Genomic DNA, 25,562 nt, shown 5'->3' with positions numbered 1-25,562 from the left:
GGAAAACCCCGGAAGGTTCAACGCCTGATCGCCCCCCATTGCACGAAGAGCGCGTATGTTCGCCCAGCTTCCCCTGCCCGACCCGTCCCGCCCGGTGCTGATCGCCGGCCCCACCGCCAGCGGCAAGTCGGCGCTGGCGCTGCGCATCGCGCAGGCGCAGGGGCGCGCGGTGGTGAATGCGGATGCGTTGCAGGTCCACGACAGCTGGCGGGTGCTGACCGCCCGGCCCGATGCGCAGGACGAGGCGTTGGTGCCGCATCTGCTCTATGGCCATGTGGCGCGCGACGCTGACTATTCCGTCGGCCACTGGCTGCGCGAGGTGGCGCCGCTGCTGGCCGACAACCCGGTGATCGTGGGCGGGACCGGGCTTTATTTCACCGCGCTGACCGAGGGGCTGGCCGAGATCCCGTCCACCCCACCCGAGATCCGCGCCGAGGCAGACGCGCTCCTGCGCGACCACGGGCTTGCGACGCTGCTGGCTGATCTGGACCCGCAGACCGCCGCCCGGCTCGACCAGCGCAATCCGGCCCGCGTGCAGCGCGCCTGGGAGGTTTTGCGCGCCACGGGCAAGGGGTTGGCGGCATGGCAGGACCAGACCGGTGCGCCGCTTTTGCCGATCGCACAGGCCACCGGGCTGGTGCTGACACCCCGAATCGACTGGCTCAACGACCGAATCGGCACCCGGTTTGACACCATGCTGGCGACCGGCGCGCTGATCGAGGCGCATGCTGCGCTGCCGCACTGGCCTGAGGAGGCGGGCACGCTCAGCGCGCCCTTGTGGACAAGAGCCATCGGCGCGCCCGAGTTGATCGCCCATCTGCAAAACCACATGTCGTTAGAGAATGCGCGGGATTCCGCCACATTAGCCACGCGGCAATACGCGAAACGCCAGCGCAGCTGGTTTCGCAACCGCATGAAGAGCTGGAACGCGGTGGTTATCCCCTGACTTATCCAGAGTCACCAAACTGCAACGCCTGCGAGTCGATTCACAAATCCGCCCCGCTTTGACCGTGATTCTCCTTCCAGAGTGGCTGTGACGCTCCCTACGCTGGGGCACCGCTGCCACGGAAGAATTATGACAATCATACCCGATACCCCTTCGCAACTGAGGTTGACGCCCATTTCGCGTCTGGCCGCCGGTGGGCGTTGGCGCGTTGAGGCGATGCGCTCGCTGCGCGAACCGGTGCTGCTCTGGTTCACGCAAGGTCAGGGGCGCATTACCGTCGCCGGCACCACCCGCGCCTATGGCCCGAACAACGCGGCCTTCATTCCGCCCGGCGTCATGCACGGGTTCGAGATCGCGCCGCGGGTGCAAGGCACAGTGGTGTTCTTTGGCCGCAATCACGGTCTGGACCTGCCCGCCACGCCGCAGTTCCTGCGCCCGCGCGATCCGATCTCGCAAAAAGAGCTGATTGCCACGCTTGAGGCGATCCAGCGTGAGCTGGAAAGCGCGCGCTCGGGCTCGCAAAAGGCCGCGCAGCACCATCTGGGGCTGCTGGGTGTGTGGATGGACCGCCAGCTTGAGCGCGAAAAAGCGTTCGAGACGATGCCGCACCGGCCAGCGGCTTCGCAGCAACTGGTGGCGCGCTATGCCTCGCTGCTGGAGCGCGATTTCCGCTCGAACCGCGCGGTGGCCGATTATGCCGAGGCGCTTGGCGTCACGCCGACGCATCTGACCCGCGTGTGCCGGGGGGCCTGCGGCAAGGGTGCGCATCAGCTGCTGGAGGACCGCATCCTGTTCGAGGCCCGCCGCCTGCTGGCCGAGACGCGGCTGCCGGTCAAGGATGTGGCCGAAATGCTGGGCTTCAACTCGCCGGGGTATTTCACCCGCGCCTTCCAGAAAACCGCCGGGGTTACGCCGTCGGCGTTCCGCAAGAAACCGGCGGGGCCTGTTGTTCCCCGGGTGTAAGTGCGCCGTTTACGCAAGACAAAAGCCGCGACCCTGACAGGGGCGCGGCTTTTGTGTTCGGGTCGAGCGGCTGAAGTCAGCCCGCGCCCAGAATGATGCTGACGTATTGGGTGGTCTCGGCGAAGGGCGGCACGCCGTTGTGCCGCTCAACCGCGCCGGGCCCCGCGTTATAGGCCGCCAGCGCCAGCCGCCAGTTGCCGAACCGCTCATACATCAGGCGCAGATAGCGCGCGCCGCCATCAAGGTTCTGGCGCGGATCGTTGATGTTCACCCCCAGCAGCGCGGCCGTTTCGGGCATCAATTGCGCCAGACCATGCGCGCCGACCGGCGAGGTTGCGTTGGGGTTCCAGCGGCTTTCCTGATGCACCAGCCGCAGGAACAGCTCTTCGGGCACGTTGTGTCGTTGCGCGGCGGCACGGGCCAGCGCGATATACTCGCCGCGATACGCCCCGTTATACACCACCGCCGGGGCCGCGCTTTCGGGAACCGCCGCCGAATATTGCCGCGACATGCGGGTGTCCATCAGGCGGGTCTGCGAGCGGAACGCCTCGGTCCGCGACGTCGGTGCCGCAGAGCCGCCACCCAGCCGCAACCCGCTGGCATCCGCCATCGTTGCACTGACCATCAGGCCTGCCACCAGCAGCGTTCTGAGCATCATTCGCCCCAATCCTGTCCCCACGTGGCGCGGACTATACGCCCGAATCGCTTATGCGCCAAGCGGGGCGTCCGGGGGCTGAGCGGGAGGGCGCGCAGGGCCTTCGCCCACGGTTAACCCTTTCCCAACCAAGATCAGGTGGTGTACCCAAGCGGTCAACAGATTCGGAACAAGAACAAGGGGCGCTGAATATGGCGGGATCGGTCAATAAAGTCATTCTGATCGGCAATCTGGGCCGCGACCCTGAGGTGCGCAGCTTTCAGAACGGCGGCAAAGTTGTGAACCTGCGGATCGCGACCAGCGAGACGTGGCGCGACAAGGCCTCGGGCGAGCGTAAAGAGCGCACCGAATGGCATTCCGTGGCAATCTTCAGCGAACCGCTGGGCAAGATCGCCGAGCAGTATCTGCGCAAAGGGTCCAAGGTGTATATCGAGGGCCAGCTGGAAACGCGCAAATGGCAGGACCAGTCCGGTCAGGACCGCTATTCGACCGAAATCGTGCTGCGTCCGTTCCGCAGCGAACTGACCCTGCTCGATGGCCGCAACGAAGGCGGCTCGGGCGGCGGCGGCGGCGGTCGCGGCTATGACGATCCGATGGGTGGCGGCGGTGGCTACGGCGGCGGTTCGTCGGGTGGCGGTGGCGGCGGCCGGTCCTCGGGCGGCGGCTTTGGCGGCGGCGCTTCGGATATGGACGACGAAATCCCGTTCTGAGGAACAGATCCGACCGGGGGAACGGCAGCGCCAGACGCGAGCGAACCGGGGCCACTTGACGCCCCATCGCCCTGCCGCTATTCCCCCGATCAGCGCGGGTATGATGTAATGGTAGCCTGTCAGCTTCCCAAGCTGAACGCGCGGGTTCGATTCCCGCTACCCGCTCCAGGATTTGACAGACCGGCGCCCCCTGGGGCGCCGTTTGCTTAAGCGCCCCTGCCCGTTGAAGCACAGCCGCTTCTGGTCTATCTGACGCGCTAGCCCTCAAAGGCCCTCAACAGGATCGAACCATGACCCAGCCCCGCAAGCTGTTCATCAAGACCTATGGTTGCCAGATGAACGTCTATGACAGCGAACGCATGGCCGAAGCGCTGGGTGTGAACGGCTATGTCACGACCGACCGGGCCGATGATGCGGACATGATCCTGCTCAACACCTGCCATATCCGCGAAAAAGCGGCGGAAAAGGTCTATTCCGAGCTGGGCCGCCTGCGCCCCCTCAAGGATCTGAACCCGGACCTGCGGATCGGCATCGCCGGTTGCGTCGCGCAGGCCGAGGGTGAAGAGATCCTGCGCCGCGCGCCGGTGGTGGATCTGGTGGTCGGCCCGCAGACCTATCACCGCCTGCCCGAGATGGAGATCGCCATGCGCGGCGGGGCCCGCCCCGTCGACACCGATTTCCCGCAGGAAGACAAGTTCGAGCACCTGCCCAAGGGCCCGCGCGCCCGGCGCGGACCGACCGCGTTTCTGACCGTGCAGGAAGGCTGCGACAAGTTCTGCGCCTTCTGCGTTGTCCCCTATACCCGTGGCACCGAGGTCAGCCGCCCGGCTGAGCGCCTGCTGCGCGAGGCGCGCGATCTGGTGGACCGGGGCGTGCGCGAGATCACGCTGCTGGGCCAGAACGTCAACGGATACCACGGTGCCGGCACCGACGGGAAAGCCTGGACACTGGCGCGGCTGGTGCGCGCGCTAGCCGAGATCCCGGAACTCTGGCGCATCCGCTATACCACCTCGCACCCCAACGACATGACCGACGATCTGATCGAAGCCCATGGCGATCTGGACAAGCTGATGCCGTATCTGCATCTGCCCGTGCAGTCGGGCTCGGATGCGATCCTGAAGGCGATGAACCGCAAACACACGGCGGCGGATTACCTGCGGCTGCTGGACCGGCTGCGCGCAGTGCGCCCCGATCTGGCGCTGTCGGGCGATTTTATCGTCGGCTTCCCCGGTGAGACGGATCAGGATTTCGAGGACACGCTGACGCTGGTGCGCAATGTCGGCTATCACTCCGCCTTCAGCTTCAAGTATTCGGCCCGCCCCGGCACACCAGCGGCGGAACGGCCCGTCCTGCCCGATAGCGTGCTCGACGCGCGGCTGCACACCTTGCAATCGCTGATCACCGAGCAACAGCGCGCGGCGCAGGAAGCGATGGTCGGGCGCGAGGTGAGCGTGCTGTTTGAAAAGCCCGGACGCATGCCCGGTCAGATGGTCGGCAAGACCGAATACCTGCACGCGGTGCACGTCACGGGCCAGCCGGGCGGGTCACAGGCGGCGCCCGGAACGCTGCAACGCGTCAGAATCACTGCCAGCTCAACCAACTCGCTGGCTGGCGAAGCGCTCTGACCCCTGCCCCGATATGGCCCATATTTTGGGTCCGGGCCGCGCAAAAGCGGAACAGGTGGTGCCTTGTTGCATAACCATTACAAGGATTCGGCACGGTTTGGGGGAATCGGTCTTCCAAACCGGCTGCGATTTGCTAATGTTTCCGAAGTGGTAGGCACTTATCTCGTCCGATGTTTCTCTGCTCGGAACATCTTGATGGCGGCGGGTCTTGCCAGGGGGTTTAACAATTAAAAGGATAATGACTGTGGTTAAGTCAGTTTCCATCGCTGTGCGGTTGATCGCCGGTGCTGCTGCCATGGCACTGCTGCTGATCAGCCTGACGGCCACCGACGCATCGGCGCAGCGCCAGCGCACGATTGTCGGCGAACGGTATGTGCCAACGATCTGGATCGACCCGGACGGTTGCGAACACTGGGTGATCGACAACGGGATCGAAGGCTATATGACCCCGAATCGCACGCAAGACGGGCGCCCGGTCTGCCACCGCACCAACGTGTGCCTGACCGAAAGCACCGACACGCTGTTCGCCACCGGCAGCCATTCGCTGCGTCCGGGTGCCGCTGATCGTCTGGCCGCGTTCTTCCGCTCGCGCAATGACACGGCCTTTGTGGTCTATGGTCACACCGATCCGCGCGGCGGGTTCGAATACAACATGGCGCTGTCGGAAAACCGCGCGCGTGTCGTCGCCAACGTCGCCATCGCCAATGGCGGGCGCGTCGCAACGGTGCGCGGCTTTGGTCCGATGAATCCGGTCGCCTCGAACAACTCGGCCGCGGGCATGCAGCAAAACCGCCGCGTCGAAGTTCTGTGCGTGCAGTAAGGTCGGGGGAAACATCATGAAAACCACGAAACTCGTCCTGCTTGGGCTTAGCGCCGTTGCGCTGTCGGCCTGTGTCAGCACCGCTCCGGGCGGCCCGCAGAACCGCCAAGGCGGCTTTCTTGAGATCAACACCGCCGACAACACGTCGGACCGGGAACTGGGCGTGCCGAACCATCTGTCGAACATGCGCGATGCCGGGATCTGGGTTGACCCGCATGGCTGTGATCACTGGATCATCGACGAAGGCATCGAAGGCTATATGTCCGCGCGTCTGGACCAGTACGGCAACCCGGTCTGCTCGGGCATCGCCCCGCCGACCATCGCCGTGGGCCGCTATCGCCGCGGCACCTGAGTCTGCCATCACCCTGTCAAGAACGGTGCGGCCCCCGGTGGGGCCGTTCCGCATTTCCGGACCAGATATCGCAAGTCACCATGGCAAAAGCACAACAATTAGCCGCATCTCGCCTATTGAGCGACTGTCACACGATCTTTGCTTGCGAGAAAGGCACGCGCGCGGCAGCATGGGGTCATCCCCTCGGGGCCCCGTTTTGAAGCAGGAGAGCCATTTGGGCATCAGCGCGCTGACCCCCCCGCCCACCGCCGGTGATACGATGCAGACACTGCTGGAATTCGCCGACAACCGATTGATGGTCGACCTTTGCGGTGAATATGACCGCAATCTGGTCAAGCTGGAAACCGAGTTGGGCGTCCAGATCATCCACCGGGGAAATCAGTTGCACATCATGGGCGAAGTCGAGGCGCGCAACCGCGCCGCCGAGACACTGAGATCGCTCTATGACCGGCTCAAAGGAGGGAACCCAGTGGAAATGGGCGATGTCGACGGCGCGGTGCGCCTGTCCGCCGGTGAACGCGGCGAGCACCAGCTGGAAATGTTCCGCACCGGACAGGTCGAAATCCGCACCCGCAAGAAGAACGTAGCACCCCGCACCAAGGCGCAGCAGGATTATGCCCGCTCGCTGTTTGAAACCGAACTGAACTTCGGCATCGGTCCGGCGGGCACCGGCAAGACCTATATCGCGGTCGCGGCGGCGGTGAACTTCCTGATCGAAGGTCATGTGAACAGGATCATCCTGTCGCGCCCTGCCGTCGAGGCAGGCGAGAAACTGGGCTATCTGCCCGGCGACATGAAGGAAAAGGTCGATCCCTACATGCAGCCGCTCTATGACGCGCTGGGTGATTTCCTGCCGTCCAAGATGCTGGCCAAGCTGATGGAGGAAAAGCGCATCGAGATCGCGCCGCTGGCCTTCATGCGTGGCCGCACCCTGTCCAATGCCTTTGTGGTGCTGGACGAAGCGCAGAACGCGACCGAGTTGCAGATGAAGATGTTCCTGACCCGTCTGGGCGAAGGCTCGCGCATGGCGATCACCGGCGACCGCACGCAGGTCGATCTGCCGCGCGGGATGCAGTCGGGGCTGGTCTCGGCCGAGCGGGTGCTCAACGGGGTCAAGGGGATCAGCTTCAACTACTTCACCTCGGTCGATGTCGTGCGCCACCCGCTGGTTGCCCGCATCGTCGAGGCGTACGACAGGCAGTCGCCCGCACAGGTATGAGCGTCTCTCTGGATATCAACGATGAAGAGCCGCGCTGGGGGGATCTGGACCCTCTGGCGCGCGCTGCCATTGACGCGACGCTGGTGCATCTGGGCCATGACCCTGCGTGTTTCGAAGTCAGCCTGCTGGCCTGCAACGACACCCGCATCAAGGGCCTGAACGGTCAGTTCCGCGCCAAGGACAAACCGACCAACGTGCTGTCCTGGCCCGCGTGGGATCTGTCGCCCGAAAGCCCCGGCGGCACGCCCGACGCGCCCGAAACCGGCACGCCCGATGACCCCGAAGCCCTGGGCGACATCGCGCTGGCCTATGAGACCTGCGCGCGTGAAGCCGACGAACAGGGCAAGCGATTCGCCGACCATGTGACCCACCTGATTATCCACTCGACGCTGCATCTGTTGGGATTCGATCACGAAACCGACGAAGACGCGCTTCTGATGGAGAAAACCGAAGTGTTGGTCCTTGCGCAGATGGGCATCGCGGACCCATATGCAGACGACCACGACGCCGCGCCCCTTGGCGTGACGGCAGTGGACTGAAACGATCCTGGAAAGGACCCATGAGCGATATCACTTCCGGTTCGACGCCATCGGCGGATCCTGCCGATGACCCCGACCAGAGTCCGGACGGCAATCAACAACAACGCGGCCTGTTCGGTCGCCTGTTCGACGCCCTGACCCCGCACGACGCCCAGAACGAAGCCGAGACGGCGCTCAGCGCCTCGATGCGGCAGGTTCTGCCGGGACTGGCCAATCTGCGGCGCCTGCGCGTTGCCGATGTGTCGGTGCCCAAGGCCGAGATCGTTTCAATTTCCGTCGACATCGACCGCGATGAACTGATCGAGGTGTTCCGCGAGTCGGGCTTCTCGCGTCTGCCGGTCTACAGCGAGACGCTCGACAAGCCGATGGGTCTGCTGCTGCTCAAGGATGTCGTCTTGCAGCGCGGGTTCAACGTTTCCGAGGGCGATCTGGACATCGCGTCCATGCTGCGCCCCCTGCTGTTCGTCCCCCTCGATGCCGCTGGTCGTCTTGCTGCAGAAAATGCAGACCGAGCGCACGCATATGGCACTGGTGATCGACGAATACGGCGGCGTGGACGGGTTGGTGACGATCGAGGATCTGCTCGAACAGGTCGTCGGCCAGATCGACGACGAGCACGACACCGAGGACGAAAACCTGTGGACCGAGGAATCGCCGGGCGTCTGGCTGGTTCAGGCCCGCGCGATGATCGACGATCTGGAAGAGGCGTTGAAGATCGATCTGCGCACCGACGTCAGTGACGAGGATATGGACACCATCGGCGGGCTGGTCTTTGTGCTGCTGGGTCGGGTTCCCGCGCGCGGCGAGGTGATCGAGCATCCCAAGGGTCACGAGATCGAAGTGCTTGAAGCCGACCCGCGCCGCGTCAAGCGGCTGCGGTTGCGGCGCAAGGGGAACGGCACGGGTGCCGTGGTGGAAGCCGCCGAAACCGGCACCGAAACCGCCTGACATGACCCCTGCCCGACTGCGCCTGATCCCGTGGCTTGCCGCCGCCCTGTGCGGCGCGCTGGCCGCGCCCGGTCAGGCGCCGTGGGGCTTGTGGCCGCTGACGCTGCTCGGCATGGCGGGGATTTTGTGGCTGGTGGCCCGCGCGCCGGGGCCGCGCGCCGCGTTCGGGCGCGCGCTGGTCGCTGGGCTTGCGCATTTCGCGCCGGTGATGGCGTGGATTATTGATCCGTTTCTGGTCGACGCGGCCGTCACCGCGTGGATGGCTCCCTTTGCTCTGGCGCTGATGGCGCTGGGGATGGCGCTGTTCTGGGCGGTTCCGGCGCTGCTGGTCGCTTGGGCCACCCGCCGCCCCGTGGCGCGGATCTGGCTGCTGGCGCTGGCGCTGCTGGCCTTTGAGGATGCGCGCGGGGTGATGCTGACCGGCTTTCCCTGGGCCTTGAGCGGCCATATCTGGATCGGCACCCCGCCGGATCAGATCGCCGCTTATGGCGGGGCGTTGTTGCTCAGCGCGCTGACGCTGGGTCTGTCGGCAGCCTTGGCCACCGCCGGCCTGCGCTGGCGGCAGCGCCGCTGGCTGCGCGGCGGCGTCGTGGCGGCTGTCGCTGCGGTCGCGCTGCTCGGCGTCTGGCTCGCGGGCACCGCGCGGCTGGCTCAGCCGCTGCCTGAAGGGCCGGGCGTCACGCTGCGGCTGGTGCAGGCCAATGTTCCGCAAGACCTGAAATGGCAGCACGATCTGGTGCGCGGCTTTTACCAGCGCCATCTCGATCTGAGCGCCGCCCCCTCGGACACGCCGCCCGATCTGGTGATCTGGCCCGAAACCGCCGCGCCGTTCTTTCTGGACCGCCCCGGCGACGGGCTGGAGATGGCAGCGGACGCGGCAGGCGTGCCCATCGTCATGGGCATCCAACGCCGCGAAACCGATGCCGAGGGCGTTCAGCGCTATTACAATTCGTTGGCCGTGCTCGCCGCAGACGGCACGGTCGGTGCCGTTTATGACAAGCACCACCTCGTCCCCTTTGGCGAATACATCCCGCTCTTGGGCGACTACGCCGCGCGCAACGGCTGGGCTGGCCTCGCCGCGCAGGCCCTGTCGGGCTACACCCCCGGCCCCGGCCCGGCCTTGCTGGCCCTCGGCCCGGCAGGCAGGGCGCTGCCGCTGATCTGCTACGAGGCCGTGTTTCCCCGCGACCTGCGCACCCAACAGCGCCCCGGATGGATCCTGCAAGCCACCAACGACGCGTGGTTCGGCACCAGCATCGGCCCCTACCAGCACTTCGCACAAGCGCGGCTGCGGGCCATCGAGACCGGCCTGCCGCTGGTGCGCGCCGCCAACACCGGGATCTCGGCCTTTATCGATGCGCGCGGGCGGGTGACGGCATCTCTGCCGCTGGACCAGATGGGCGCGCTGGACGCTGCGCTGCCCGGCGCACTGCCCCCGACACCCTATGTGCGATGGGGTGACCTGCCGTGGCATATCGCGCTGGGTCTGGGGATGTTGGCGATGCTGGCATGGGGTCTGATACGCCTCCAATTAAGCCGACAAGCTGATTGACCTGCCAGACACAACGCGCTAGCGCCTTAATAATCCCGTCACAACGGCTTCCTGGCGTGACGGCTGAACCCTAACGGAGCACTCGCCCATGAGCCGACAGAACTATATTTTCACCTCGGAATCCGTTTCCGAGGGGCATCCTGACAAGGTCTGTGACCGGATCTCGGATGCCATCCTTGATGCCTTTCTTGCCGAAGAAGCCAACGCCCGCGTTGCCTGCGAGACCTTCGCCACCTCGTCCATGGTGGTGATCGGCGGCGAGGTTGGTCTGTCCGACCCCGAGCGTCTGAAGGACTACATGGGCCGCATCCCGCAGATCGCGCGCGATTGCATCAAGGACATCGGCTATGAGCAGGAGCACTTCCACTGGAACACCCTGCATGTTCTGAACTTCCTGCATGAACAATCGGCGCATATCGCGCAGGGCGTTGACCGCGACGGCGCGGGCGATCAGGGGATCATGTTCGGCTATGCCGTGGATGAAACGCCGGAATTGATGCCCGCCCCCATCCAATACGCCCACGCGATCCTGAAGCGCCTGACCGAAGTGCGCAAATCGGGGCAGGAACCGACGCTGCGGCCTGACGCCAAATCGCAGCTCTCATTGCGCTATGAGGGTGGCAAGCCGGTCGAGGTGACCTCGATCGTGCTCTCGACGCAGCACGCGCTGGAAAGCCAGACCTCGGACGACATCCGCGCCATCGTCGAGCCCTACATCCGTGAAGTCCTGCCCTCGGGCTGGATTTCCGAGACTACCGAATGGTGGGTCAACCCGACGGGCACCTTCGTGATCGGCGGGCCGGATGGTGACGCGGGCCTGACAGGGCGCAAGATCATTGTCGATACCTATGGCGGGGCTGCCCCGCATGGCGGCGGTGCGTTCTCGGGGAAAGATCCGACCAAGGTGGACCGCTCGGCCGCCTATGCCGCGCGCTATCTGGCCAAGAACATCGTCGCCGCAGGCATGGCCAAACGCTGCACGCTGCAGATTTCCTATGCCATCGGCGTGGCCAAGCCGTTGTCGATCTATGTCGACACGCATGGCACGGGCGTCATGCCGGATGAGGAAATCGAGCGGATCGTGGCGCGTAGCATGGACCTGACACCGCGCGGCATCCGCACGCATCTGGGGCTGAACAAGCCGATCTATGCGCGCACCTCGGCTTACGGCCATTTCGGGCGCGCGCCCGAGGCGGATGGCGGGTTCAGTTGGGAAAAGACCGATCTGGTCGAGACGCTGAAGAAAGCGGGCTGAGACGGTCAGGGCCGGGGAAATTTCCCGGCCCTTTTTTCTAGGCCTCCAAGCCGCCGCGCCAGACACCGAGCAGCGCGCCCGCGTCGCTCAGATGCACTAGATCGGCATGGGCGCCTTCGGTCAGCACGCCTCTGTTGCTTAGCCCCAGCACCTGTGCCGGACGGCGGGTCATCATCGCCAAGGCGGTTTCCAGCCCGATCCCGGCGTGCGCGGTCATCCACGCCAGCGCCTGCGGAAAGCTGACATCGGCCCCGGCCAACGTGCCATCCTCCAGCGTCAACCGCCCGTCCTGTCGCAGAATGGTGCGGCCGTTCAGGGTGAAGCGGTCGTCGTCGGTCCCCGCCACCGCCATGCTGTCAGTCACGGCAAACAGCCGCTCGCCCGCTGCCTGCACCGCCAGCCGGAAGGGCGTGCGCGCGACATGCACGCCATCGGGGATGATACCGACCTGCGCCGTGCCCTCCAGCGCCGCGCCGGTCAGACCGGGCGCGCGGTGGCCGAGCGGCGACATGGCGTTGAAAAGATGCGTCACGACGCGCGCGCCTGCGTCCTGTGCCGTGCGCGCCTGTGCTTCGGTGCAATCGCTGTGGCCCAGGCTGACCAGCACCCCCGCCGCCGCCAGCGCGGCAATCTGCGCGGGCGTGGCGCTCTCGGGGGCCAGCGTTACCATCAGCGCCGGCAACGCGCGGGCGGCAGCGAGCAGCTGTGCAAGGTCGGTGTCCTCCATCGGGCGGATCAGCCGGGCGTCATGCGCGCCCTTGCGGCGCGGGTCCAGATGCGGGCCCTCCAGATGCAGACCCAGAAACCCCGGCAGCCCCGTCTTTGCCGCCCGGATACCCGCCGCCAGCACGCCTTCAGTTACCACGCGGTCAGCGGTGATCAGCGTCGGCAACAGCCCCGCCGTCCCCAGCCGCCCATGGGCGGCGCACATCAGCGCCAAGGCCGCGTCGGGGTCACCCTGCCCCAGCAGCGCGCCGCCGCCGCCATTCACCTGCAGGTCGATGAAACCGGGCGCAAGGATACCGCCGTCCAGATCGACGCCTTCGCCCGTGTCCTCGGCCAGCGCCACGACGCGCCCGTCCTCAACCACCAGCGCGCAACCGTCGCGCAGGGACCAGCCGTCAAACACCCGCGCCCCGCGCCAGATCTGCCGCATGTCAGCCTCCTGTTGTTGCGGGCACAAAAGCACAGGCGCGCGGGAAAGTCACAGGGGTCCGTCGCCTGTCATGCAGTCATTTGACTGCCTTTCTTGACAGGCAGGCATTTACCTGCTTAATTGAGTCGCAGGAGAAACGAGGCCCGATGGACGACGACAAGGTTTTCAAGGCACTGGCCGACCCCAGCCGCCGCAAGCTGCTGGACAGCCTGTGTGATCACAACGGCCAGACGCTGAGCCAGCTCTGCGCGGCGCTGGACATGACCCGCCAGTCAGTGACCCAGCATCTGGGCCTGCTGGAGGATGCCAACCTGCTCAGCACGACCCGCAAGGGTCGGGAGAAACTGCACTTTATCAATCCGATCCCGCTGCACGAGGTCTACGAGCGCTGGATCCGCAAGTTCGAGGAAGGCCGGTTGAGCCTTTTGCATGACCTCAAAACCCAGCTTGAAGGCGACCAGCCATGACCGACACATCCGCCAGCTTCATCTATGTCACCTATATCCGCGCCACGCCCGAGCAGGTGTTCGAGGCGATCATCAAACCCGAGATCGCGCTGCGCTATTGGGGCCATGCCAATGTCTCGGACGACTGGCAGCCCGGCTCGACATGGAAACATGTGCGTGCCAGCGACGCCAATGTGGTCGATCTGGTGGGCAAGGTGCTGGAAAGCGACCCGCCCCGGCGTCTGGTGTTGAGCTGGTCGAATGAAAGCCAGCAGCATGACCCCGCCCACACCAGCACCGTCGCCTTTGACATCGAGCCTGCGCTGGAGGGCGTCAAGCTGACGGTCAGCCATACCGATCTGCAACCGGACAGCGGCATGCTTGCGGGCATCAGCAAGGGCTGGCCGATGGTGCTGTCCAGCCTGAAATCCCTGCTCGAAACCGGTCAGGGCTTTGATCTGTAACCCTTATCGGGAGGAACCCGGATGTCGGACGACGTCTATACGGGCGGCTGTGGCTGTGGCGCGGTGCGCTATCAGGCAGAGGGCCGACCGGTCGCGCAACTGCATTGCCAATGCACCCACTGCCGGATGCGCAGCGGAACGGGACACGCGTCCTATCTGGTGTTCGCCGGGACCGAGGCCGTCACGCTGACGGGCGCGGTTCGGGTCTGGAGCCTCAAGGGCGACAGCGGGACGGACAAGCATCACGCCTTTTGCCCGGTCTGTGGTATCCCCCTTTACGTCACCTTTGCCGCCAGTCCGGGGATCACGGCGATCCACCCGGGCAGTATGGACGCGCCCGAACGCTTCGCGCCCGGCTTCGTCACCTACGGGTTGCGCGGGCTGGACTGGGACCGGCTGGACGCCGGCCTGACGGTGTTCGACGCGGGGCCGACGGGCTGACCTCACCCCCGCAGGCGCTCGATATGACGGCGCACGGCGGCGGCGGGCAGTGGTCCGCCGTGGCCAAGATAGAAGGTCTCGCAGCCCATCGCCAGCAGACGGCGCAGCGAAGCGGCGACGGCGGCGCGGTCTTCCTCGAACGGCGGGGATTTGGGCCGCCCGCGCAACGCGATCCCGCCCAGCAGGATACCCGAGGCAAGCAGATCCCCGGCGATCACCCGCCCCCCTCCAGCACCACAGACACAGACCCCGGCGTGTGGCCGGGCGTATGGACCAAAAGCGCGGGAAAGCCATAATCCGCCAGATCCAGCGTGTCGGTGGTCATCAGCCGGTCGGGGGTGACCGGCTCGAAGGGCCGCTCGATCGCGCCGGTCTTGTGGAACAGCCAGCCGAACGGCCCCGAGGGCCTGAGCAGCGGCTTCGCGCCCTGCGCATAGGCCAGCTCGTCGCGGTGCAGGATCAGCGGCGCGTTCGTGTGGCGCTGAACCTGTGCGGCGGATCCGGCGTGGTCGATATGGGCATGGGTCAGCACGGTCAGCGCGACATCGGCCCAGCCCAGCCCCTGCCCGCGCAAGGCCCGCTCGATGCGGGGCCGCGCACCCGGCAGGCCGGTATCGACCAGCAGCGCCCTGCCCTGACGGACCAGCAGAAATGCGTTCAGCATGCCGTAAGGGAGCATCGCCAGCCTGTGCACAGAGGTTTGCGTCATCATCGAACCCGCCTATTATGGTGTTGCGGTCCGGCTGATCGCATCCATGGCCGAGCATCGCAATTGGGCACTTTTTGGGAACCGGAGGGTTCACGATGACCGCACACACCCCGGGCCCCTGGTCCGATCCGGTGACCGGCGTTTGCCCGGTGGCCGAGACGCTGCGCCTGCTGGGTGGCAAGCACGGCCCCACCCTGCTGCACTGCCTGACCGGCGGTGAGATGCATTTTCTCGAACTGTCACGCGCCCTTGGCGGCATCAGCCGCAAGGTGCTGACCGAGCAACTCAGGGTGTTCGAGGCCGAAGGCCTGATCAGCCGCACGCCCAAGCAGGACGCGCGCAGGCGGGTGGCCTATGCGCTCACCCCGCGCGGTCAGGCGCTGGGGGCGATCATCGTCCAGCTTTATGACTGGAGCACCGCGCGGGTGTGATCACACCGTCAGCCAGCGCCGCAGCTCGACCTCGTTGGCGTCGATGTCGGCGCTGGTGCCGGACATGACCAGCTCGCCCCGGTCGAGCACGGCAAAGCGGTCGGCCAGCGCGCGGGCAAAGTCGAAATATTGCTCGACCAGCACCACCGCCATACCGAACTGATCGCGCAGATATTCGATGGCGCGGCCGATGTCCTTGATGATCGACGGCTGGATGCCCTCGGTCGGCTCGTCCAGCACCAACAGACGCGGCTGCATGACCATCGCGCGGCCAATCGCCAGCTGTTGCTGCTGGCCGCCCGACAGATCCCCGCCGCGACGGTTCATCATCTGCAACAGTACCGGGAACAGCTCGAACACCGCGTCGGGCACCTTGCGCGAACCGCGCGGCAGGGTGGCGAAGGCGGCCTCCAGGTTCTCGCGCACGGTCAGAAGAGGGAAAATCTCGCGCCCCTGCGGGACATAGGCGATGCCGCGTTTGGCGCGTTCAGGGGGCGAGAGCTTGTTGATCTCCTCGCCGTTCCACAGGATTTTCCCGCCCGAGGCCGGATGCCGCCCGACAATGGCCCGCATCAGCGAGGTTTTCCCTACGCCGTTGCGGCCCAGAACGGTGGTGATCTGGCCTTCCTGCGCGGTCAGCGAGATGCCCTTGAGGGCCTGTGCCGCACCGTAATGCAGCGTGAGATCGGTGATTTCCAACATGCTCAGCGCCCCAGATACACTTCGATGACGTCATCACGGGCCGACACATAGTCGAGCGACCCTTCGGCCAGAACCGAGCCCTGATGCAGCACCGTCACCCGGCAATCGAGCGCGCGCACGAAATCCATGTCATGCTCGACCACGATCACGGTGCGCTCTCCGGCGATGGATTTGAGCAGCTCGGCGGTTTCCATCGTCTCGGCGTCGGTCATGCCGGCGGCGGGTTCATCGACCAGCAACAACTGCGGCTCCTGCGCCAGCAGCATGCCGATTTCCAGCCATTGCTTCTGGCCGTGGCTGAGATTGGCGGCGTCCTCAAAGCGCAGATGGGTCAGGCGGATCTGATCCATCAGTTCGGTGACCCGCGTCTCTTCCGCCTTGGTCGAGCGGTGGAACAGCGAGGCAAACACCCCGCGCGGGGCCTTCAGCGACAGGCGGATGTTGTCCTCGACCGTGTGGGTCTCGAACACCGTGGGTTTCTGGAACTTGCGCCCGATGCCCAGCCGGGCGACGCGCGCCTCGTCCAGACGGGTCAGGTCGGTGTCCATGTTCCACAACACCTCGCCGCCATCGGGGCGGGTCTTGCCGGTGATGATGTCCATCATCGTGGTCTTGCCCGCGCCGTTCGGACCGATCACCGCGCGCAGCTCGCCCTTGTCGACCGACAGCGCCAGATTGTTGATCGCCTTGAACCCGTCGAAACTGCGGGTCACGCCATCCAGATAGAGTTGCGCGGTCATGCGGCGGCCTCCTTGGGCGCAGATTTGGCACGGCGGAAGCGGTCGAGCAGACCCAGCAGCCCGTTGGGCAGCGCCAGCGTCACCAGAATGAACAGCCCGCCCAGCGCGAAGAGCCACAGATCAGGGAAGGTCGCGGTGAGCCAGCTTTTCAGCGCCACGACGACCAGCGCGCCGATGGCAGCCCCGACCAGCGTGCCGCGCCCGCCCAAAGCCACCCAGACCACGATCTCGATCGAGTTGGCGGGCGCAAATTCGCTGGGGTTGATGATGCCGACCTGCGGGACGTAAAGCGCGCCCGCCAGCCCGGCCATCATTGCCGAGACGGTGAAGACAAAGACCGAATAGCTTTCCACCCGGTAGCCCAGAAACCGCGTGCGGCTTTCGGCGTCACGCACGGCGACCAGCACCTTGCCCGCCTTGGAGATAGTGATCGCGCGGGCAATCAGGATGCAGGCGGCCAGACAGATCGCGGTCAGCACGAACAGCGCGATGCGGGTTGAGGGGGCCGAGAGCGAGAAGCCCAGCACGTCGCGGAAATCGGTCAACCCGTTGTTGCCGCCAAAGCCCATCTCGTTGCGGAAAAACGCCAGCAGCAGCGCGAAGGTCAGCGCCTGGGTGATGATCGACAGATACACGCCCGACACCCGGCTGCGAAAGGCGAACCAGCCAAAGACAAAGGCCAGCAGCCCCGGCACCAGCAATGCCATGAGCACTGCGAAGCCGAAGTTGTCAAAGCCCCACCAGAACCACGGCAGCTCCTGATAGCTGAGAAACACCATGAAATCGGGCAGTTCGGGGTTGGCATAGACGCCCCGCGCGCCAATCTCGCGCATGAGGTGCATGCCCATCGCATAGCCGCCCAGCGCGAAGAACGCGCCGTGCCCCAGCGACAGGATGCCCGCATAGCCCCAGCACAGATCCAGCGCGACGGCCAGCAAGGCATAGCACAGGTACTTGCCCATCAAGGGGATCAGGTAGCTGGGCAGGTTGAACGGCGAAGACGACGACAGCGTGGTGGCCAAGGGCGCCAGCACGGTAACGGCGAACAGGGCGGCCAGAAACAGGCCAAGGCGCAGGTCGATCAGACGGGTCATGCTTGCTTTCATGGGATCAGCCCTCGGCCGCGCGGCCACGCTGCGGGAACAACCCGCGCGGACGCTTCTGGATGAAGAGAATGATGAAGATCAGGATCAGGATCTTGCCCAGCACGGCCCCCGCCCAAGGCTCGAGGAACTTGTTGGCGATGCCAAGGCTGAGCGCGGCCGCAAAGGTGCCCCACAGGTTGCCGACCCCGCCGAACACCACGACCAGAAAGCTGTCGATGATGTAGCTCTGACCAAGGTTCGGCGACACGTTGTCGATCTGGCTGAGCGCCACACCGGCCAGCCCGGCAATGCCCGCGCCCAGACCGAAGGTCAGCGCGTCGACGTAGCCGGTGCGGATGCCCAGATTGGCGGCCATCGGCCGGTTCTGCGTGACGGCGCGCATTTGCAGACCAAAGGCCGAGTACCGCATGAGCAGGAGAAGGCCGAAGAACACCACGAGGGCAAAGACCACGATGGACACGCGCGACCATGTCACCGTCATCTCGCCCAGCTGGAACGCGCCCGACATCCAGTCCGGCGTGCCGACCTCGCGGTTGGTCGGGCCAAAGAGGCTGCGCACCAATTGCTGCAGGATCAGGCTGACGCCCCATGTCGCCAGCAGCGTTTCAAGGGGCCGCCCGTAGAGATGGCGCACGATACCGCGCTCGATGGCGACACCCACGGCCCCCACCAGCAGGAAGGCGACCGGCACAGCGACGGCCAGCGACCAGCCCAGCATGTCGGGCGCATAGGCGCGGAACACCTGCTGCACGGCGTAGGTGGTATAGGCGCCCAGCATGACCAGCTCGCCATGGGCAAGGTTGATCACCCCCATCACGCCAAAGGTGATCGCAAGGCCGATCGCGGCCAGCAGCAAGACCGAACCCAGCGACAGCCCGAACCACAGGTTCTGCGCCTGCGACCAGACGGCCTGACGGCGCTCGGCCTCGGCAATGGCCGCAGCGACGGCGGCGGCGATCTGCGGATCGGCATCGGCGCGGTGGGCGTTCAGGGCGGATTGCACGGTCATCGCGGGCGCATCGGCAAGCGTGGCAATGGCGGCAAGGCGCGCGTCGAGCGGTGCATCGGTCGCCAGCAGCGTGGCGGCGCGGGCGCGTTCAAGCGCGGTGCGGATGGTGGTGTTCTGCTCGGCCTCCAGCGCCTCGGACAACGGGTCGAGCTGATCGGCATCGGGGCTGCGCAGCGCGGCCTCGGCAGCGGCCAGACGGCGCGCGGGATCGGGATCGCGCAGGGTCAACACGCCCAGCGCGGTGCGGATCTGGCGGCGCAGGCTGTTGTTGACGCGGATGGATTCGGTGGACCGCCGCGCGACGGTGCCCAGCTCTTCGCCGGTCAGCACATCCACAGCCGTCTCGTTGTTGCGCGAGCCGGTGACGTGCACGATGCGGCCGTCGGCGGTGCGCTGCTCCAGTTCGCCCTCAAGCAGCGCGTCCAGCACACCGGCGGCACGCGGGTCGCCGGTGGCGGCGATCCGGGTGACCAAAGCGGCGCGGTCATTGTAGTTTCCGTCGGGCAATTGCCCCACGAGCTCGTCGAGGGTCTGGGCAGACGCGAGGCTGGGAAGCAGCAGCGCGAGGCACAGCGTCATCAGGCGCAGGAGCATGGGTTCTCCGGGGGGACGCGGATGTCAGGTCGCGGGTTCTGTGAGGGGTGCGCGCGGCACTAACGCCGCGCGCGGCAGAAAAATCGGGGGGCAGGAAGGGGCGCCCCCCGGCGGTGGCTCATTCAGAGCCGCCGCAAGTTCCGGTTTCGACGTTGTAGTTGCCGCACGACAGCGGCGCGCGCCAATCCGAGATCAGCGGAGCGGATTCCGGCAGGAAGTCGGACCATTCGTCGCCCAGCACCAGACCCGAGGTTTCCCAGACCACTTCGAACTGGCCGTCATCCTGGATCTCGCCGATCAGCACCGGCTTGGTGATGTGGTGGTTGGCCCCCATCGAGGACAGACCGCCCGTCAGGTTCGGAACCGCCACGCCAACCAGCGCGTCGATGACAGCGTCGGCGTCGGTGGTGCCAGCGGCTTCAACGGCATCAACCCACATGTTGAAGCCGATGTAATGGGCTTCCATCGGGTCGTTGGTCACCCGCTCGTCGCTGCCGATATAGGCGTGCCAGGCGTCGATGAAGGCGTCGTTTTCGGGCGTGTCGACCGACATGAAGTAGTTCCAGGCGGCCAGGTGGCCGACCAGCGGCGCGGTGTCGATACCGGCCAGTTCTTCCTCACCCACCGAGAAGGCGATGACGGGGATATCTTCGGCCGAGATACCCTGCGAGGCCAGCTCGTTGTAGAAGGGCACGTTCGCGTCACCGTTGATGGTGGACACAACCGCAGCCGGGCGACCGGTCGACCCGAAGGCAGCGATTTCGGCGACGATGGTCTGCCAGTCGGAATGACCAAACGGCGTGTAGTTGACGATGATGTCTTCTTGCGCGACGCCCTGCGCCAGCAGATAGGCCTCAAGGATCTGGTTCGTGGTGCGCGGGTACACATAGTCGGTCCCGGCAAGGTAGAAGCGCTCGACACCCTCGGCCAGCAGGTAGTCAACGGCGGGGATCGCCTGCTGGTTGGGGGCGGCACCGGTGTAGAACACGTTGCGCTGCGATTCCTGACCTTCGTACTGGACCGGGTAGAACAGGATCGAGTTCAGTTCCTCGAACACCGGCAGCACCGATTTGCGGCTGACCGAGGTCCAGCAGCCGAACACCGCCGCGACACCGTCACCGGCGATCAGCTCACGGGCCAGTTCGGCAAAGCGCGGCCAGTCCGAGGCGGGATCCACAACCACGGCTTCCAGCGGACGGCCCAGCAGGCCACCGGCTTCGTTTTGCTGTTCGATCAGCATCAGCATCGCGTCGCGCAGGGTGGTTTCCGAAATGGCCATCGTGCCCGACAGAGAGTGCAGGATACCAACGCGGATCGGCTCGCCTTCCTGCGCGAAAGCGCCCGTGGCGAAACTCGCGCAGAGCGCGGTCGAAAGCAGCAGTTTTTTCATAATCCCCTGTCCATCTTTTTCTCCCTGCGGCGCGACGGTCGCGCCCGGCAGGGCGGAGTTGCGTTCCGGTGGGCGTCAATGCGCCCAAGGACACGCTATTGCCGCGTCGCGGCGAAAGTGGCGCGGTTTTACGCGACGGCAGGATGTCAGGCGGGGATCGCCGAAGATTTGAGCGCCAATTGCCCTTCCAAGCAGCAAATCTGAGCGTCGAGTGCATGTTTTGGGCACCAGACAAAGCGAAGTTCCGCCGATGCCCCCACAGAATCACGCCAGCGTGAGTGGATCGGCACCTTGCCGCCGGTGCGGTTTTCGCTCACCTTGCGCGGGATATGACCGACGGGTTCCGCTTCCTGCACTCTGCCGACCTGCATCTCGGGCGCCGCTTCGGCAGCCTGCCCGAAGGCGTGCGCGGTCGTCTGATCGAGGCGCGGCACCAGATCATCGCCCGCCTGGCGCAGGCGGCGCGCGATCACGGCGCGCGCGACATCCTGCTGGCGGGCGACACCTTCGACAGCGAGACCCCGGCGGACCCGACATGGCGGCAGGCGTTGCTGGCGATGGGAGCGGACCAAGGGCTGCGCTGGTGGCTCTTGCCCGGCAACCACGATTCCCTCGCGGCCGAAGCCTTGTGGGACAACATCGCCCGCATCGCGCCGCCCAATGTGCACCCCCTGACCCAAGCCGCGCCGGTCGATCTGGCCCCCGGCGTCACGCTGCTGCCCGCGCCCCTGCCCCGCCGCCACGCCGGGCGCGACCTGACCGACTGGATGCCCGGTGCCGCCACGGCTGAGGGCACGCTCAGGATCGGGCTGGCCCATGGCGGCGTGCAGACCTTCTCCGAAGATGCCAGCGACGAGGGCATCATCCCGCCCGACCGCGCCACAACCGCCGGGCTGGCCTATCTGGCGCTGGGCGACTGGCACGGGCAGATGACGGTCGGCCCGCGCACCGCCTATGCCGGCACGCCCGAGTTCGAGGAATTCCGCCACGCCGGACGCGGTGCCTGCCTGGCGGTGACCGCTTACGCCGGGGCTGTCCCGCAGATCACGCGGGTGGAAACCGGCCAGTTCGACTGGACCGAGCAACCGCTGTCGCTGGTCCCCGGTCAGGACGCCGCCGCTGCCCTGTCCGCGCTCCTGCCCCCTCCGGGCGCCGGTCGCCGCGACCACCTCCTGCGCCTGCGCGCGCAAGGCCGCGCCACGCTGGCCGAACAGCAGGCGCTGCGCGACGCGGCCGAGGCCGCCGCCCCGGAATTCGCCTTCTTCGCGCTGGACACCGCAACGCTCGACACCGAAATCGACGCCGCCGATCTGGACGCGCTCGACCACGGCGGCGCTTTGCGCGTCGCCGCCGAGGCGCTGGCCGCGCAAGCCCGCGACCCTGCCCGTGCCGAGGACGACCGCCGCATCGCTGCCGGTGCGCTCAACCGGCTTTACGCCTATCTGAGCGAGGGCGCATGAAGCTGCGCTCGGTCACCCTGAACGATGTGCGCCAGTTCACCAGCCCGGTGCGCGTGGCCGGGATCGGTGACGGCGTCAACCTGCTGTCGGCCCCGAATGAAAGCGGCAAATCCACGCTGTTCGACGCGATCCATGCGGCGTTCTTCATTCCCCACCGCTCGGCCAAGATCAAATCCCTGCGCCCCGATGTCGGCGGCAATCCTGAAATCGAGGTCACGCTGGAAGACGCGCGCGGCCTGCTGACCCTGCGCAAACGCTGGGGCCGTGGGCCCTATGCCGAGGTCTGGCGCGGTGGCCAGCTGGTCGCCAAAGCGGACGAGGCCGAGGCGCAGATCGCCGCGCTGACCCAGTCGCCCGCCGATGGTGGGCCTGCTGGGCTGCTCTGGGTGCGGCAGGGCATCACGGCGCTGGACGATACCGACAAGGCGGCGGTGAAGACGCGGCAGGATCTGCTGACCTCGGTCACCGGCGAGATCGCGGCGCTGACCGGTGGCAAGCGGATGGACCGGGCACTGGCCCGCGCACGCGAGGAACTCGACCGGCTGGTGACGCTGCGCGGGGCCAAGGCAGGCGGACCGCTGGACAGCGCACAAAAGACCGTGGCCGCGCTGGAAACCCGTGTCACCGAGCTGACCGACAAGGCAACGAAGCTGCGCGCGGCGCTGGGCGAACGGCGCGCGAAACGGCGCGAACTGGCCGAGTTGACCGACCCGCAAGAGGTGAAAACCCGCACCGACCGCCTGACGCAAGCCGATGCCGCCTTCAAGGCTGCCGACCGTCACGCCAGCCAGTTGCAGGCCGCCGAGGCTGCGCTCAAGGCCGCTGATCTGGCGTTGCAAGCGGCACGACGCGAGATCGACAACCGGACGCGCACGGCGCAGGCAATTGAGACGCTCACCGCGCAAAGCAGCACCGCGCAATCTGCCGCCGAGGCGGCCGACGCCCGCGCGACCGAGGCGCAAACCGCGCTGACCAAAGCCACCGACGCCCATGCCGCTGCCCGCAAGGCTCTGCGTGAGGCCGAGGTGCAGATGCAAGCGGCACTCAGGATCGAAGCCCGCCGGGCCGAAGTCGCGCGTCACGCACAGCTCTCGGAAACGCTGGCACAGGCCGAAACCCTCGCCGCCACGCTGCCCGCCTTGCGCGAGGCCGCTGCAACCGGCCCCGATGCGCGCCAGTTGCAAGCCCTTGAGGACGCGGCCAAAGCCCTTGCCATTGCCGAAGGGCTGGCTCAGGCTACCGCGCCTCACCTGACCTTCACGCCCCTCCCCGGTGCGCCCACGGTCTCACTCGACGGTGCCCCGCTGGACAGCACCCCCCATGCGATCACGCAGGCCGTTACGCTGGACCTTCCCGGCCTCGGCACCCTGTCCATCGCCCCCGGCGCGGGTGATGCGCCCGACAGGCTGGCCCGCGCGCAAGACGATCTGGCGCGCGCGCTGGCACAGGCCGGCACCGATGCCCCCGAGGCCGCGCGGCGCGCGGCGCGGGCGCGCGGGGACGCCGCGCAGCGGTTGAAAGAGGTGCAGGAAGCCCTCAAGCGCCTTGCCCCCGAAGGCATCGACGCGCTGCGCGGCGCGCTGGCCCGCCTCGCCCCGCAAGATGTGCCCGAGGCCCCCGATCTGACCACCGCGACCGACGCCGTCGAGCGCGCGCGCGCCGCCGAGACCGCCGCCGAGTTGGAAACCGCCCGCCTGCGCCCCGCCTGCGACACCGCGCGCGAGGCCGCCTTTGGTGCACGCCATGAAATAGGCGCGCTCACCCGGCGGCTGGCCGACGCGCGCGCCGATCTGGCCGAGAAACCCGACGCCGAAACGCTGAACCAAGCCCTCACACAGGCCGACGCCCAGCGCCAAACCGCCGCCCAAGCCCACCAAGCCCTTGCCGCCGGGGCCCCTGATCTGACCACCAGCCGCGCCGCGCTCAGCCGGGCGCAGAGCGTGGTGAAAGCGGCAGACGACGCGATCAACGCCCTGAACACTGCCCTTGCCGGGCTGGACGCCACAGTCGCGCATCTGTCCGGCGAAGGCGTCGAGGAAGACCTCGCCGATGCCACCGCCCGCCTGAATGCCGCCCAAGCCACCCGCGATGCGCATGAGCGTGAAGTGGCGGTGCTGCGCTGCCTGATCAGCGCGCTTGAGGCCGCGCAATCCGCCGCCCGCGACCGCTATTTCGAGCCGGTGCTGACCGAGCTGCGCCCCATGCTCCGCCTGCTCTGGCCCGGCGCCGAGCTGAGCTTCGACGGCGACAGCCTTTTGCCGGTCGAGCTGCTGCGCGACGGGCGGATCGAATCGATCGGCACCCTGTTCTGGCGGCACGCGCGAGCAGATCTCGCTGCTGGTCCGGCTGGCCTTTGCCCGGCTGCTGGCGCGCAGCGGTCAGCATGCGCCGGTGATTCTGGACGACGCGCTGGTGTTCACCGATGACACGCGGATGGAAGCGATGTTCAACGCCTTGCATGCGCAGGCGGCCGATCTGCAGATCCTCGTTTTCAGCTGCCGCACCAGAGCCTTGCGGCAACTGGGCGGAACGGTTTTGCAGTTCGAACCTGTGGGCTGAGCATTGCTGCATTGCAGAATGCAAAGTTTCCCATTGACAGAATGGCCGTGTGCGCCGCAATTTAATCAGGCGATTAATTAACCGGGGGAGTCGGTTGTGACGCGACCCGTTGAGCAGCGACAGGACCGGAGCTTGGCGCAGGAATCGATCCTTGATGCCGCCGAGATCGTCTTTGCCGAGAACGGCTTCCACGGCGCAACCACCCGCGCCATCGGCCTGTGTGCGCAGGCGAATGCCGCGCTGATCCACTACTATTTCGGCTCGAAAGAAGCGCTGTATGAAGCGGTGATCGCCCGGCGCTCGGGTGCGATCAACGACGCGCGCCGCGCCCGGCTGGCGCAGCTGCATGCGGCGGGCGACGTGACGCTGGAGATGGTGCTGGACGCCCTGCTTCGCCCGACGATCACGATGGGGCGCAACCCGGTGGGCGGCGGTGCCTCGTATGCCCGCCTGCTGGGCCATGCGGCGACCGGGACCGATGCGCGCTCGCAGCGGATCATCGGGGCCTATTATGACGATATCGCGCGGCTCTTTGTGGCCGAACTGGCCGCTGCGGTGCCCGGACTAGGCCGCGCAGGCGCGGTGCGCGGGTATCTGAACACGATCTCCATCGGCATCACGCTGATGGCGCCGACAGGCCGCGTGCAGGCCCTGTCGGACGGGGCGCTGGCCGATGACGATCTGGAGGAGGTCATCGCCGGAGCGGTTCGCTTTAACGCGGCGGGTATCCGCGCGATGGCGCAAACCGGCGAGTAGCCCCACGAAAATGCG

At 66.5% G+C, this 25,562-nt stretch carries 29 protein-coding genes, 1 tRNA gene and 1 riboswitch; of the genes, 20 read left to right on the top strand and 10 right to left on the bottom strand.

The features are described 5' to 3' along the window. Window positions 1–55 precede the first annotated feature (55 nt). Both miaA and OKW52_RS11000 read left to right on the top strand, forming a co-directional pair. On the top strand, window positions 56–946 hold the full coding sequence (gene miaA, locus OKW52_RS11005) for a tRNA (adenosine(37)-N6)-dimethylallyltransferase MiaA (protein ID WP_264505744.1): 891 nt from the start codon (window positions 56–58) through the stop codon (window positions 944–946). Window positions 947–1,075: 129 nt separating this feature from the next. After that, window positions 1,076–1,909, top strand: a complete 834-nt coding sequence (locus OKW52_RS11000; protein WP_264505743.1) for an AraC family transcriptional regulator — start codon at window positions 1,076–1,078, stop codon at window positions 1,907–1,909. Between the two features lie 76 nt (window positions 1,910–1,985). On the opposite strand, the gene OKW52_RS10995 is transcribed toward OKW52_RS11000, so the two are convergent. Further along, window positions 1,986–2,564: a lytic transglycosylase domain-containing protein gene (locus OKW52_RS10995; RefSeq protein ID WP_406622302.1), complete on the bottom strand. Its 579-nt coding sequence runs from the start codon at window positions 2,562–2,564 to the stop codon at window positions 1,986–1,988. 191 nt (window positions 2,565–2,755) lie between these two features. Between OKW52_RS10995 and ssb the strand changes: the two genes are divergently transcribed. The 7 genes from ssb (at window position 2,756) to ybeY (ending at window position 7,829) form a co-directional block, all read left to right on the top strand. Further along, complete coding sequence (gene ssb / locus OKW52_RS10990) at window positions 2,756–3,274, top strand: single-stranded DNA-binding protein (protein WP_264505741.1); 519 nt, start codon at window positions 2,756–2,758, stop codon at window positions 3,272–3,274. Window positions 3,275–3,368: 94 nt separating this feature from the next. Next, window positions 3,369–3,442: transfer RNA gene (locus OKW52_RS10985), tRNA-Gly, on the top strand. 122 nt (window positions 3,443–3,564) lie between these two features. After that, window positions 3,565–4,899 carry a tRNA (N6-isopentenyl adenosine(37)-C2)-methylthiotransferase MiaB gene (gene miaB, locus OKW52_RS10980; RefSeq protein ID WP_264505740.1) on the top strand — a complete coding sequence of 445 codons (1,335 nt, stop codon included), beginning with the start codon at window positions 3,565–3,567 and terminating at the stop codon, window positions 4,897–4,899. Between the two features lie 238 nt (window positions 4,900–5,137). Continuing rightward, the gene (locus OKW52_RS10975; RefSeq protein ID WP_406622243.1) at window positions 5,138–5,719 is read left to right on the top strand and encodes an OmpA family protein; all 582 of its coding nucleotides are present in this window, start codon (window positions 5,138–5,140) and stop codon (window positions 5,717–5,719) included. A 16-nt stretch (window positions 5,720–5,735) separates the two neighbouring features. Then, window positions 5,736–6,071, top strand: coding sequence for a hypothetical protein (locus OKW52_RS10970; RefSeq protein WP_264505738.1), 336 nt, complete (start codon window positions 5,736–5,738; stop codon window positions 6,069–6,071). Window positions 6,072–6,285: 214 nt separating this feature from the next. Beyond that, complete coding sequence (locus OKW52_RS10965; protein WP_406622242.1) at window positions 6,286–7,290, top strand: PhoH family protein; 1,005 nt, start codon at window positions 6,286–6,288, stop codon at window positions 7,288–7,290. Continuing rightward, complete coding sequence (gene ybeY / locus OKW52_RS10960; protein WP_264505737.1) at window positions 7,287–7,829, top strand: rRNA maturation RNase YbeY; 543 nt, start codon at window positions 7,287–7,289, stop codon at window positions 7,827–7,829. Before OKW52_RS10965 ends, ybeY begins: the two co-directional genes overlap by 4 nt. A 266-nt stretch (window positions 7,830–8,095) precedes the next feature. Here the strand turns inward: ybeY and OKW52_RS23230 are convergent, their stop codons facing one another. Continuing rightward, window positions 8,096–8,347, bottom strand: coding sequence for a hypothetical protein (locus tag OKW52_RS23230; RefSeq protein ID WP_319800464.1), 252 nt, complete (start codon window positions 8,345–8,347; stop codon window positions 8,096–8,098). On the opposite strand from OKW52_RS23230, the gene OKW52_RS23225 reads away from it, so the two are divergent. The 3 genes from OKW52_RS23225 (at window position 8,331) to metK (ending at window position 11,584) form a co-directional block, all read left to right on the top strand. Continuing rightward, window positions 8,331–8,777, top strand: coding sequence for a transporter associated domain-containing protein (locus OKW52_RS23225; protein ID WP_319800463.1), 447 nt, complete (start codon window positions 8,331–8,333; stop codon window positions 8,775–8,777). The two genes, OKW52_RS23230 and OKW52_RS23225, sit on opposite strands and share 17 nt — an antisense overlap. A 1-nt stretch (window position 8,778) precedes the next feature. After that, window positions 8,779–10,329: an apolipoprotein N-acyltransferase gene (lnt, locus tag OKW52_RS10950; protein WP_264505736.1), complete on the top strand. Its 1,551-nt coding sequence runs from the start codon at window positions 8,779–8,781 to the stop codon at window positions 10,327–10,329. A gap of 32 nt (window positions 10,330–10,361) precedes the next feature. Beyond that, window positions 10,362–10,410, top strand: a riboswitch (SAM-SAH riboswitch). 7 nt (window positions 10,411–10,417) lie between these two features. Then, a complete protein-coding gene (gene metK / locus OKW52_RS10945; protein WP_264505735.1) occupies window positions 10,418–11,584 on the top strand; it encodes a methionine adenosyltransferase in 1,167 nt (388 codons plus the stop codon). A gap of 37 nt (window positions 11,585–11,621) precedes the next feature. Here the strand turns inward: metK and nagA are convergent, their stop codons facing one another. Then, window positions 11,622–12,740, bottom strand: a complete 1,119-nt coding sequence (gene nagA / locus OKW52_RS10940) for an N-acetylglucosamine-6-phosphate deacetylase (RefSeq protein WP_264505734.1) — start codon at window positions 12,738–12,740, stop codon at window positions 11,622–11,624. A 146-nt stretch (window positions 12,741–12,886) separates the two neighbouring features. Between nagA and OKW52_RS10935 the strand changes: the two genes are divergently transcribed. From OKW52_RS10935 to OKW52_RS10925, 3 genes are read left to right on the top strand one after another with little or no spacing between them, the layout of a single operon-like run. Then, window positions 12,887–13,207 (top strand): ArsR/SmtB family transcription factor, encoded by a 321-nt coding sequence (locus tag OKW52_RS10935; RefSeq protein ID WP_264505733.1) that lies wholly within the window; start codon window positions 12,887–12,889, stop codon window positions 13,205–13,207. After that, window positions 13,204–13,650 (top strand): SRPBCC family protein, encoded by a 447-nt coding sequence (locus OKW52_RS10930; protein ID WP_264505732.1) that lies wholly within the window; start codon window positions 13,204–13,206, stop codon window positions 13,648–13,650. Before OKW52_RS10935 ends, OKW52_RS10930 begins: the two co-directional genes overlap by 4 nt. Window positions 13,651–13,671: 21 nt before the next feature. Beyond that, complete coding sequence (locus OKW52_RS10925; protein ID WP_264505731.1) at window positions 13,672–14,091, top strand: GFA family protein; 420 nt, start codon at window positions 13,672–13,674, stop codon at window positions 14,089–14,091. A 2-nt stretch (window positions 14,092–14,093) separates the two neighbouring features. Here OKW52_RS10925 and OKW52_RS10920 read toward each other — a convergent pair whose 3' ends face one another. Together OKW52_RS10920 and OKW52_RS10915 are read right to left on the bottom strand one after the other, a co-directional pair. Beyond that, complete coding sequence (locus OKW52_RS10920) at window positions 14,094–14,309, bottom strand: MBL fold metallo-hydrolase (protein ID WP_264505730.1); 216 nt, start codon at window positions 14,307–14,309, stop codon at window positions 14,094–14,096. Next, the gene (locus tag OKW52_RS10915; protein WP_264505729.1) at window positions 14,306–14,803 is read right to left on the bottom strand and encodes an MBL fold metallo-hydrolase; all 498 of its coding nucleotides are present in this window, start codon (window positions 14,801–14,803) and stop codon (window positions 14,306–14,308) included. Before OKW52_RS10915 ends, OKW52_RS10920 begins: the two co-directional genes overlap by 4 nt. Before the next feature lie 92 nt (window positions 14,804–14,895). Here OKW52_RS10915 and OKW52_RS10910 point away from each other — a divergent pair, with 92 nt between their 5' ends. Continuing rightward, on the top strand, window positions 14,896–15,231 hold the full coding sequence (locus OKW52_RS10910; protein WP_264505728.1) for a winged helix-turn-helix transcriptional regulator: 336 nt from the start codon (window positions 14,896–14,898) through the stop codon (window positions 15,229–15,231). On the opposite strand, the gene urtE is transcribed toward OKW52_RS10910, so the two are convergent. The 5 genes from urtE to urtA all read right to left on the bottom strand — a co-directional run bounded on the left by urtE (window position 15,232) and on the right by urtA (window position 20,772). Then, complete coding sequence (urtE, locus tag OKW52_RS10905; protein ID WP_127104238.1) at window positions 15,232–15,933, bottom strand: urea ABC transporter ATP-binding subunit UrtE; 702 nt, start codon at window positions 15,931–15,933, stop codon at window positions 15,232–15,234. It abuts the gene before it with no gap. Window positions 15,934–15,935: 2 nt separating this feature from the next. After that, window positions 15,936–16,673 (bottom strand): urea ABC transporter ATP-binding protein UrtD, encoded by a 738-nt coding sequence (urtD, locus tag OKW52_RS10900; protein WP_264505727.1) that lies wholly within the window; start codon window positions 16,671–16,673, stop codon window positions 15,936–15,938. Further along, window positions 16,670–17,767: an urea ABC transporter permease subunit UrtC gene (gene urtC / locus OKW52_RS10895; protein WP_264505726.1), complete on the bottom strand. Its 1,098-nt coding sequence runs from the start codon at window positions 17,765–17,767 to the stop codon at window positions 16,670–16,672. Before urtC ends, urtD begins: the two co-directional genes overlap by 4 nt. A 16-nt stretch (window positions 17,768–17,783) precedes the next feature. Continuing rightward, window positions 17,784–19,382: an urea ABC transporter permease subunit UrtB gene (gene urtB, locus OKW52_RS10890; protein WP_264505725.1), complete on the bottom strand. Its 1,599-nt coding sequence runs from the start codon at window positions 19,380–19,382 to the stop codon at window positions 17,784–17,786. 118 nt (window positions 19,383–19,500) lie between these two features. Then, complete coding sequence (urtA, locus tag OKW52_RS10885; RefSeq protein ID WP_264505724.1) at window positions 19,501–20,772, bottom strand: urea ABC transporter substrate-binding protein; 1,272 nt, start codon at window positions 20,770–20,772, stop codon at window positions 19,501–19,503. 329 nt (window positions 20,773–21,101) lie between these two features. Between urtA and OKW52_RS10880 the strand changes: the two genes are divergently transcribed. From OKW52_RS10880 to OKW52_RS10865, 4 genes are all read left to right on the top strand, one after another. Then, a complete protein-coding gene (locus OKW52_RS10880) occupies window positions 21,102–22,232 on the top strand; it encodes a metallophosphoesterase family protein (protein WP_264505723.1) in 1,131 nt (376 codons plus the stop codon). Further along, the gene (locus OKW52_RS10875) at window positions 22,229–24,658 is read left to right on the top strand and encodes an AAA family ATPase (RefSeq protein ID WP_264505722.1); all 2,430 of its coding nucleotides are present in this window, start codon (window positions 22,229–22,231) and stop codon (window positions 24,656–24,658) included. Before OKW52_RS10880 ends, OKW52_RS10875 begins: the two co-directional genes overlap by 4 nt. After that, on the top strand, window positions 24,624–24,791 hold the full coding sequence (locus OKW52_RS10870) for a hypothetical protein (RefSeq protein WP_264505721.1): 168 nt from the start codon (window positions 24,624–24,626) through the stop codon (window positions 24,789–24,791). Before OKW52_RS10875 ends, OKW52_RS10870 begins: the two co-directional genes overlap by 35 nt. Window positions 24,792–24,923: 132 nt before the next feature. After that, entirely contained in the window at window positions 24,924–25,547 is a 624-nt protein-coding gene (locus tag OKW52_RS10865) for a TetR/AcrR family transcriptional regulator (RefSeq protein WP_264505720.1), read from the top strand. Window positions 25,548–25,562 lie beyond the last annotated feature (15 nt).

The sequence above is a fragment of the Pararhodobacter zhoushanensis genome (assembly GCF_025949695.1).
Classification (GTDB): Bacteria; Pseudomonadota; Alphaproteobacteria; order Rhodobacterales; family Rhodobacteraceae; genus Pararhodobacter; species Pararhodobacter zhoushanensis_A.
Note: the sequence above shows the minus strand (reverse complement) of the source record. Positions and strands in the feature narration are given on the sequence as shown.

Bases quoted from the DNA above. Each gene is read 5' to 3' on its own strand.
- OKW52_RS10880 (WP_264505723.1), top strand. From the start codon at position 21,102: ATGACCGACGGGTTCCGCTTCCTGCACTCTGCCGACCTGCATCTCGGG.
- urtA (WP_264505724.1), bottom strand. From the start codon at position 20,772: ATGAAAAAACTGCTGCTTTCGACCGCGCTCTGCGCGAGTTTCGCCACG.
- OKW52_RS10995 (WP_406622302.1), bottom strand. From the start codon at position 2,564: ATGCTCAGAACGCTGCTGGTGGCAGGCCTGATGGTCAGTGCAACGATG.
- ssb (WP_264505741.1), top strand. From the start codon at position 2,756: ATGGCGGGATCGGTCAATAAAGTCATTCTGATCGGCAATCTGGGCCGC.
- OKW52_RS10935 (WP_264505733.1), top strand. From the start codon at position 12,887: ATGGACGACGACAAGGTTTTCAAGGCACTGGCCGACCCCAGCCGCCGC.
- urtD (WP_264505727.1), bottom strand. From the start codon at position 16,673: ATGACCGCGCAACTCTATCTGGATGGCGTGACCCGCAGTTTCGACGGG.
- OKW52_RS10910 (WP_264505728.1), top strand. From the start codon at position 14,896: ATGACCGCACACACCCCGGGCCCCTGGTCCGATCCGGTGACCGGCGTT.
- OKW52_RS10875 (WP_264505722.1), top strand. From the start codon at position 22,229: ATGAAGCTGCGCTCGGTCACCCTGAACGATGTGCGCCAGTTCACCAGC.
- OKW52_RS10930 (WP_264505732.1), top strand. From the start codon at position 13,204: ATGACCGACACATCCGCCAGCTTCATCTATGTCACCTATATCCGCGCC.
- miaB (WP_264505740.1), top strand. From the start codon at position 3,565: ATGACCCAGCCCCGCAAGCTGTTCATCAAGACCTATGGTTGCCAGATG.
- ybeY (WP_264505737.1), top strand. From the start codon at position 7,287: ATGAGCGTCTCTCTGGATATCAACGATGAAGAGCCGCGCTGGGGGGAT.
- OKW52_RS10915 (WP_264505729.1), bottom strand. From the start codon at position 14,803: ATGATGACGCAAACCTCTGTGCACAGGCTGGCGATGCTCCCTTACGGC.
- urtE (WP_127104238.1), bottom strand. From the start codon at position 15,933: ATGTTGGAAATCACCGATCTCACGCTGCATTACGGTGCGGCACAGGCC.
- lnt (WP_264505736.1), top strand. From the start codon at position 8,779: ATGACCCCTGCCCGACTGCGCCTGATCCCGTGGCTTGCCGCCGCCCTG.
- OKW52_RS11000 (WP_264505743.1), top strand. From the start codon at position 1,076: ATGACAATCATACCCGATACCCCTTCGCAACTGAGGTTGACGCCCATT.
- OKW52_RS10925 (WP_264505731.1), top strand. From the start codon at position 13,672: ATGTCGGACGACGTCTATACGGGCGGCTGTGGCTGTGGCGCGGTGCGC.
- OKW52_RS23225 (WP_319800463.1), top strand. From the start codon at position 8,331: ATGCAGACCGAGCGCACGCATATGGCACTGGTGATCGACGAATACGGC.
- nagA (WP_264505734.1), bottom strand. From the start codon at position 12,740: ATGCGGCAGATCTGGCGCGGGGCGCGGGTGTTTGACGGCTGGTCCCTG.
- urtC (WP_264505726.1), bottom strand. From the start codon at position 17,767: ATGACCCGTCTGATCGACCTGCGCCTTGGCCTGTTTCTGGCCGCCCTG.
- miaA (WP_264505744.1), top strand. From the start codon at position 56: ATGTTCGCCCAGCTTCCCCTGCCCGACCCGTCCCGCCCGGTGCTGATC.
- OKW52_RS10970 (WP_264505738.1), top strand. From the start codon at position 5,736: ATGAAAACCACGAAACTCGTCCTGCTTGGGCTTAGCGCCGTTGCGCTG.
- metK (WP_264505735.1), top strand. From the start codon at position 10,418: ATGAGCCGACAGAACTATATTTTCACCTCGGAATCCGTTTCCGAGGGG.
- OKW52_RS10975 (WP_406622243.1), top strand. From the start codon at position 5,138: ATGACTGTGGTTAAGTCAGTTTCCATCGCTGTGCGGTTGATCGCCGGT.
- urtB (WP_264505725.1), bottom strand. From the start codon at position 19,382: ATGCTCCTGCGCCTGATGACGCTGTGCCTCGCGCTGCTGCTTCCCAGC.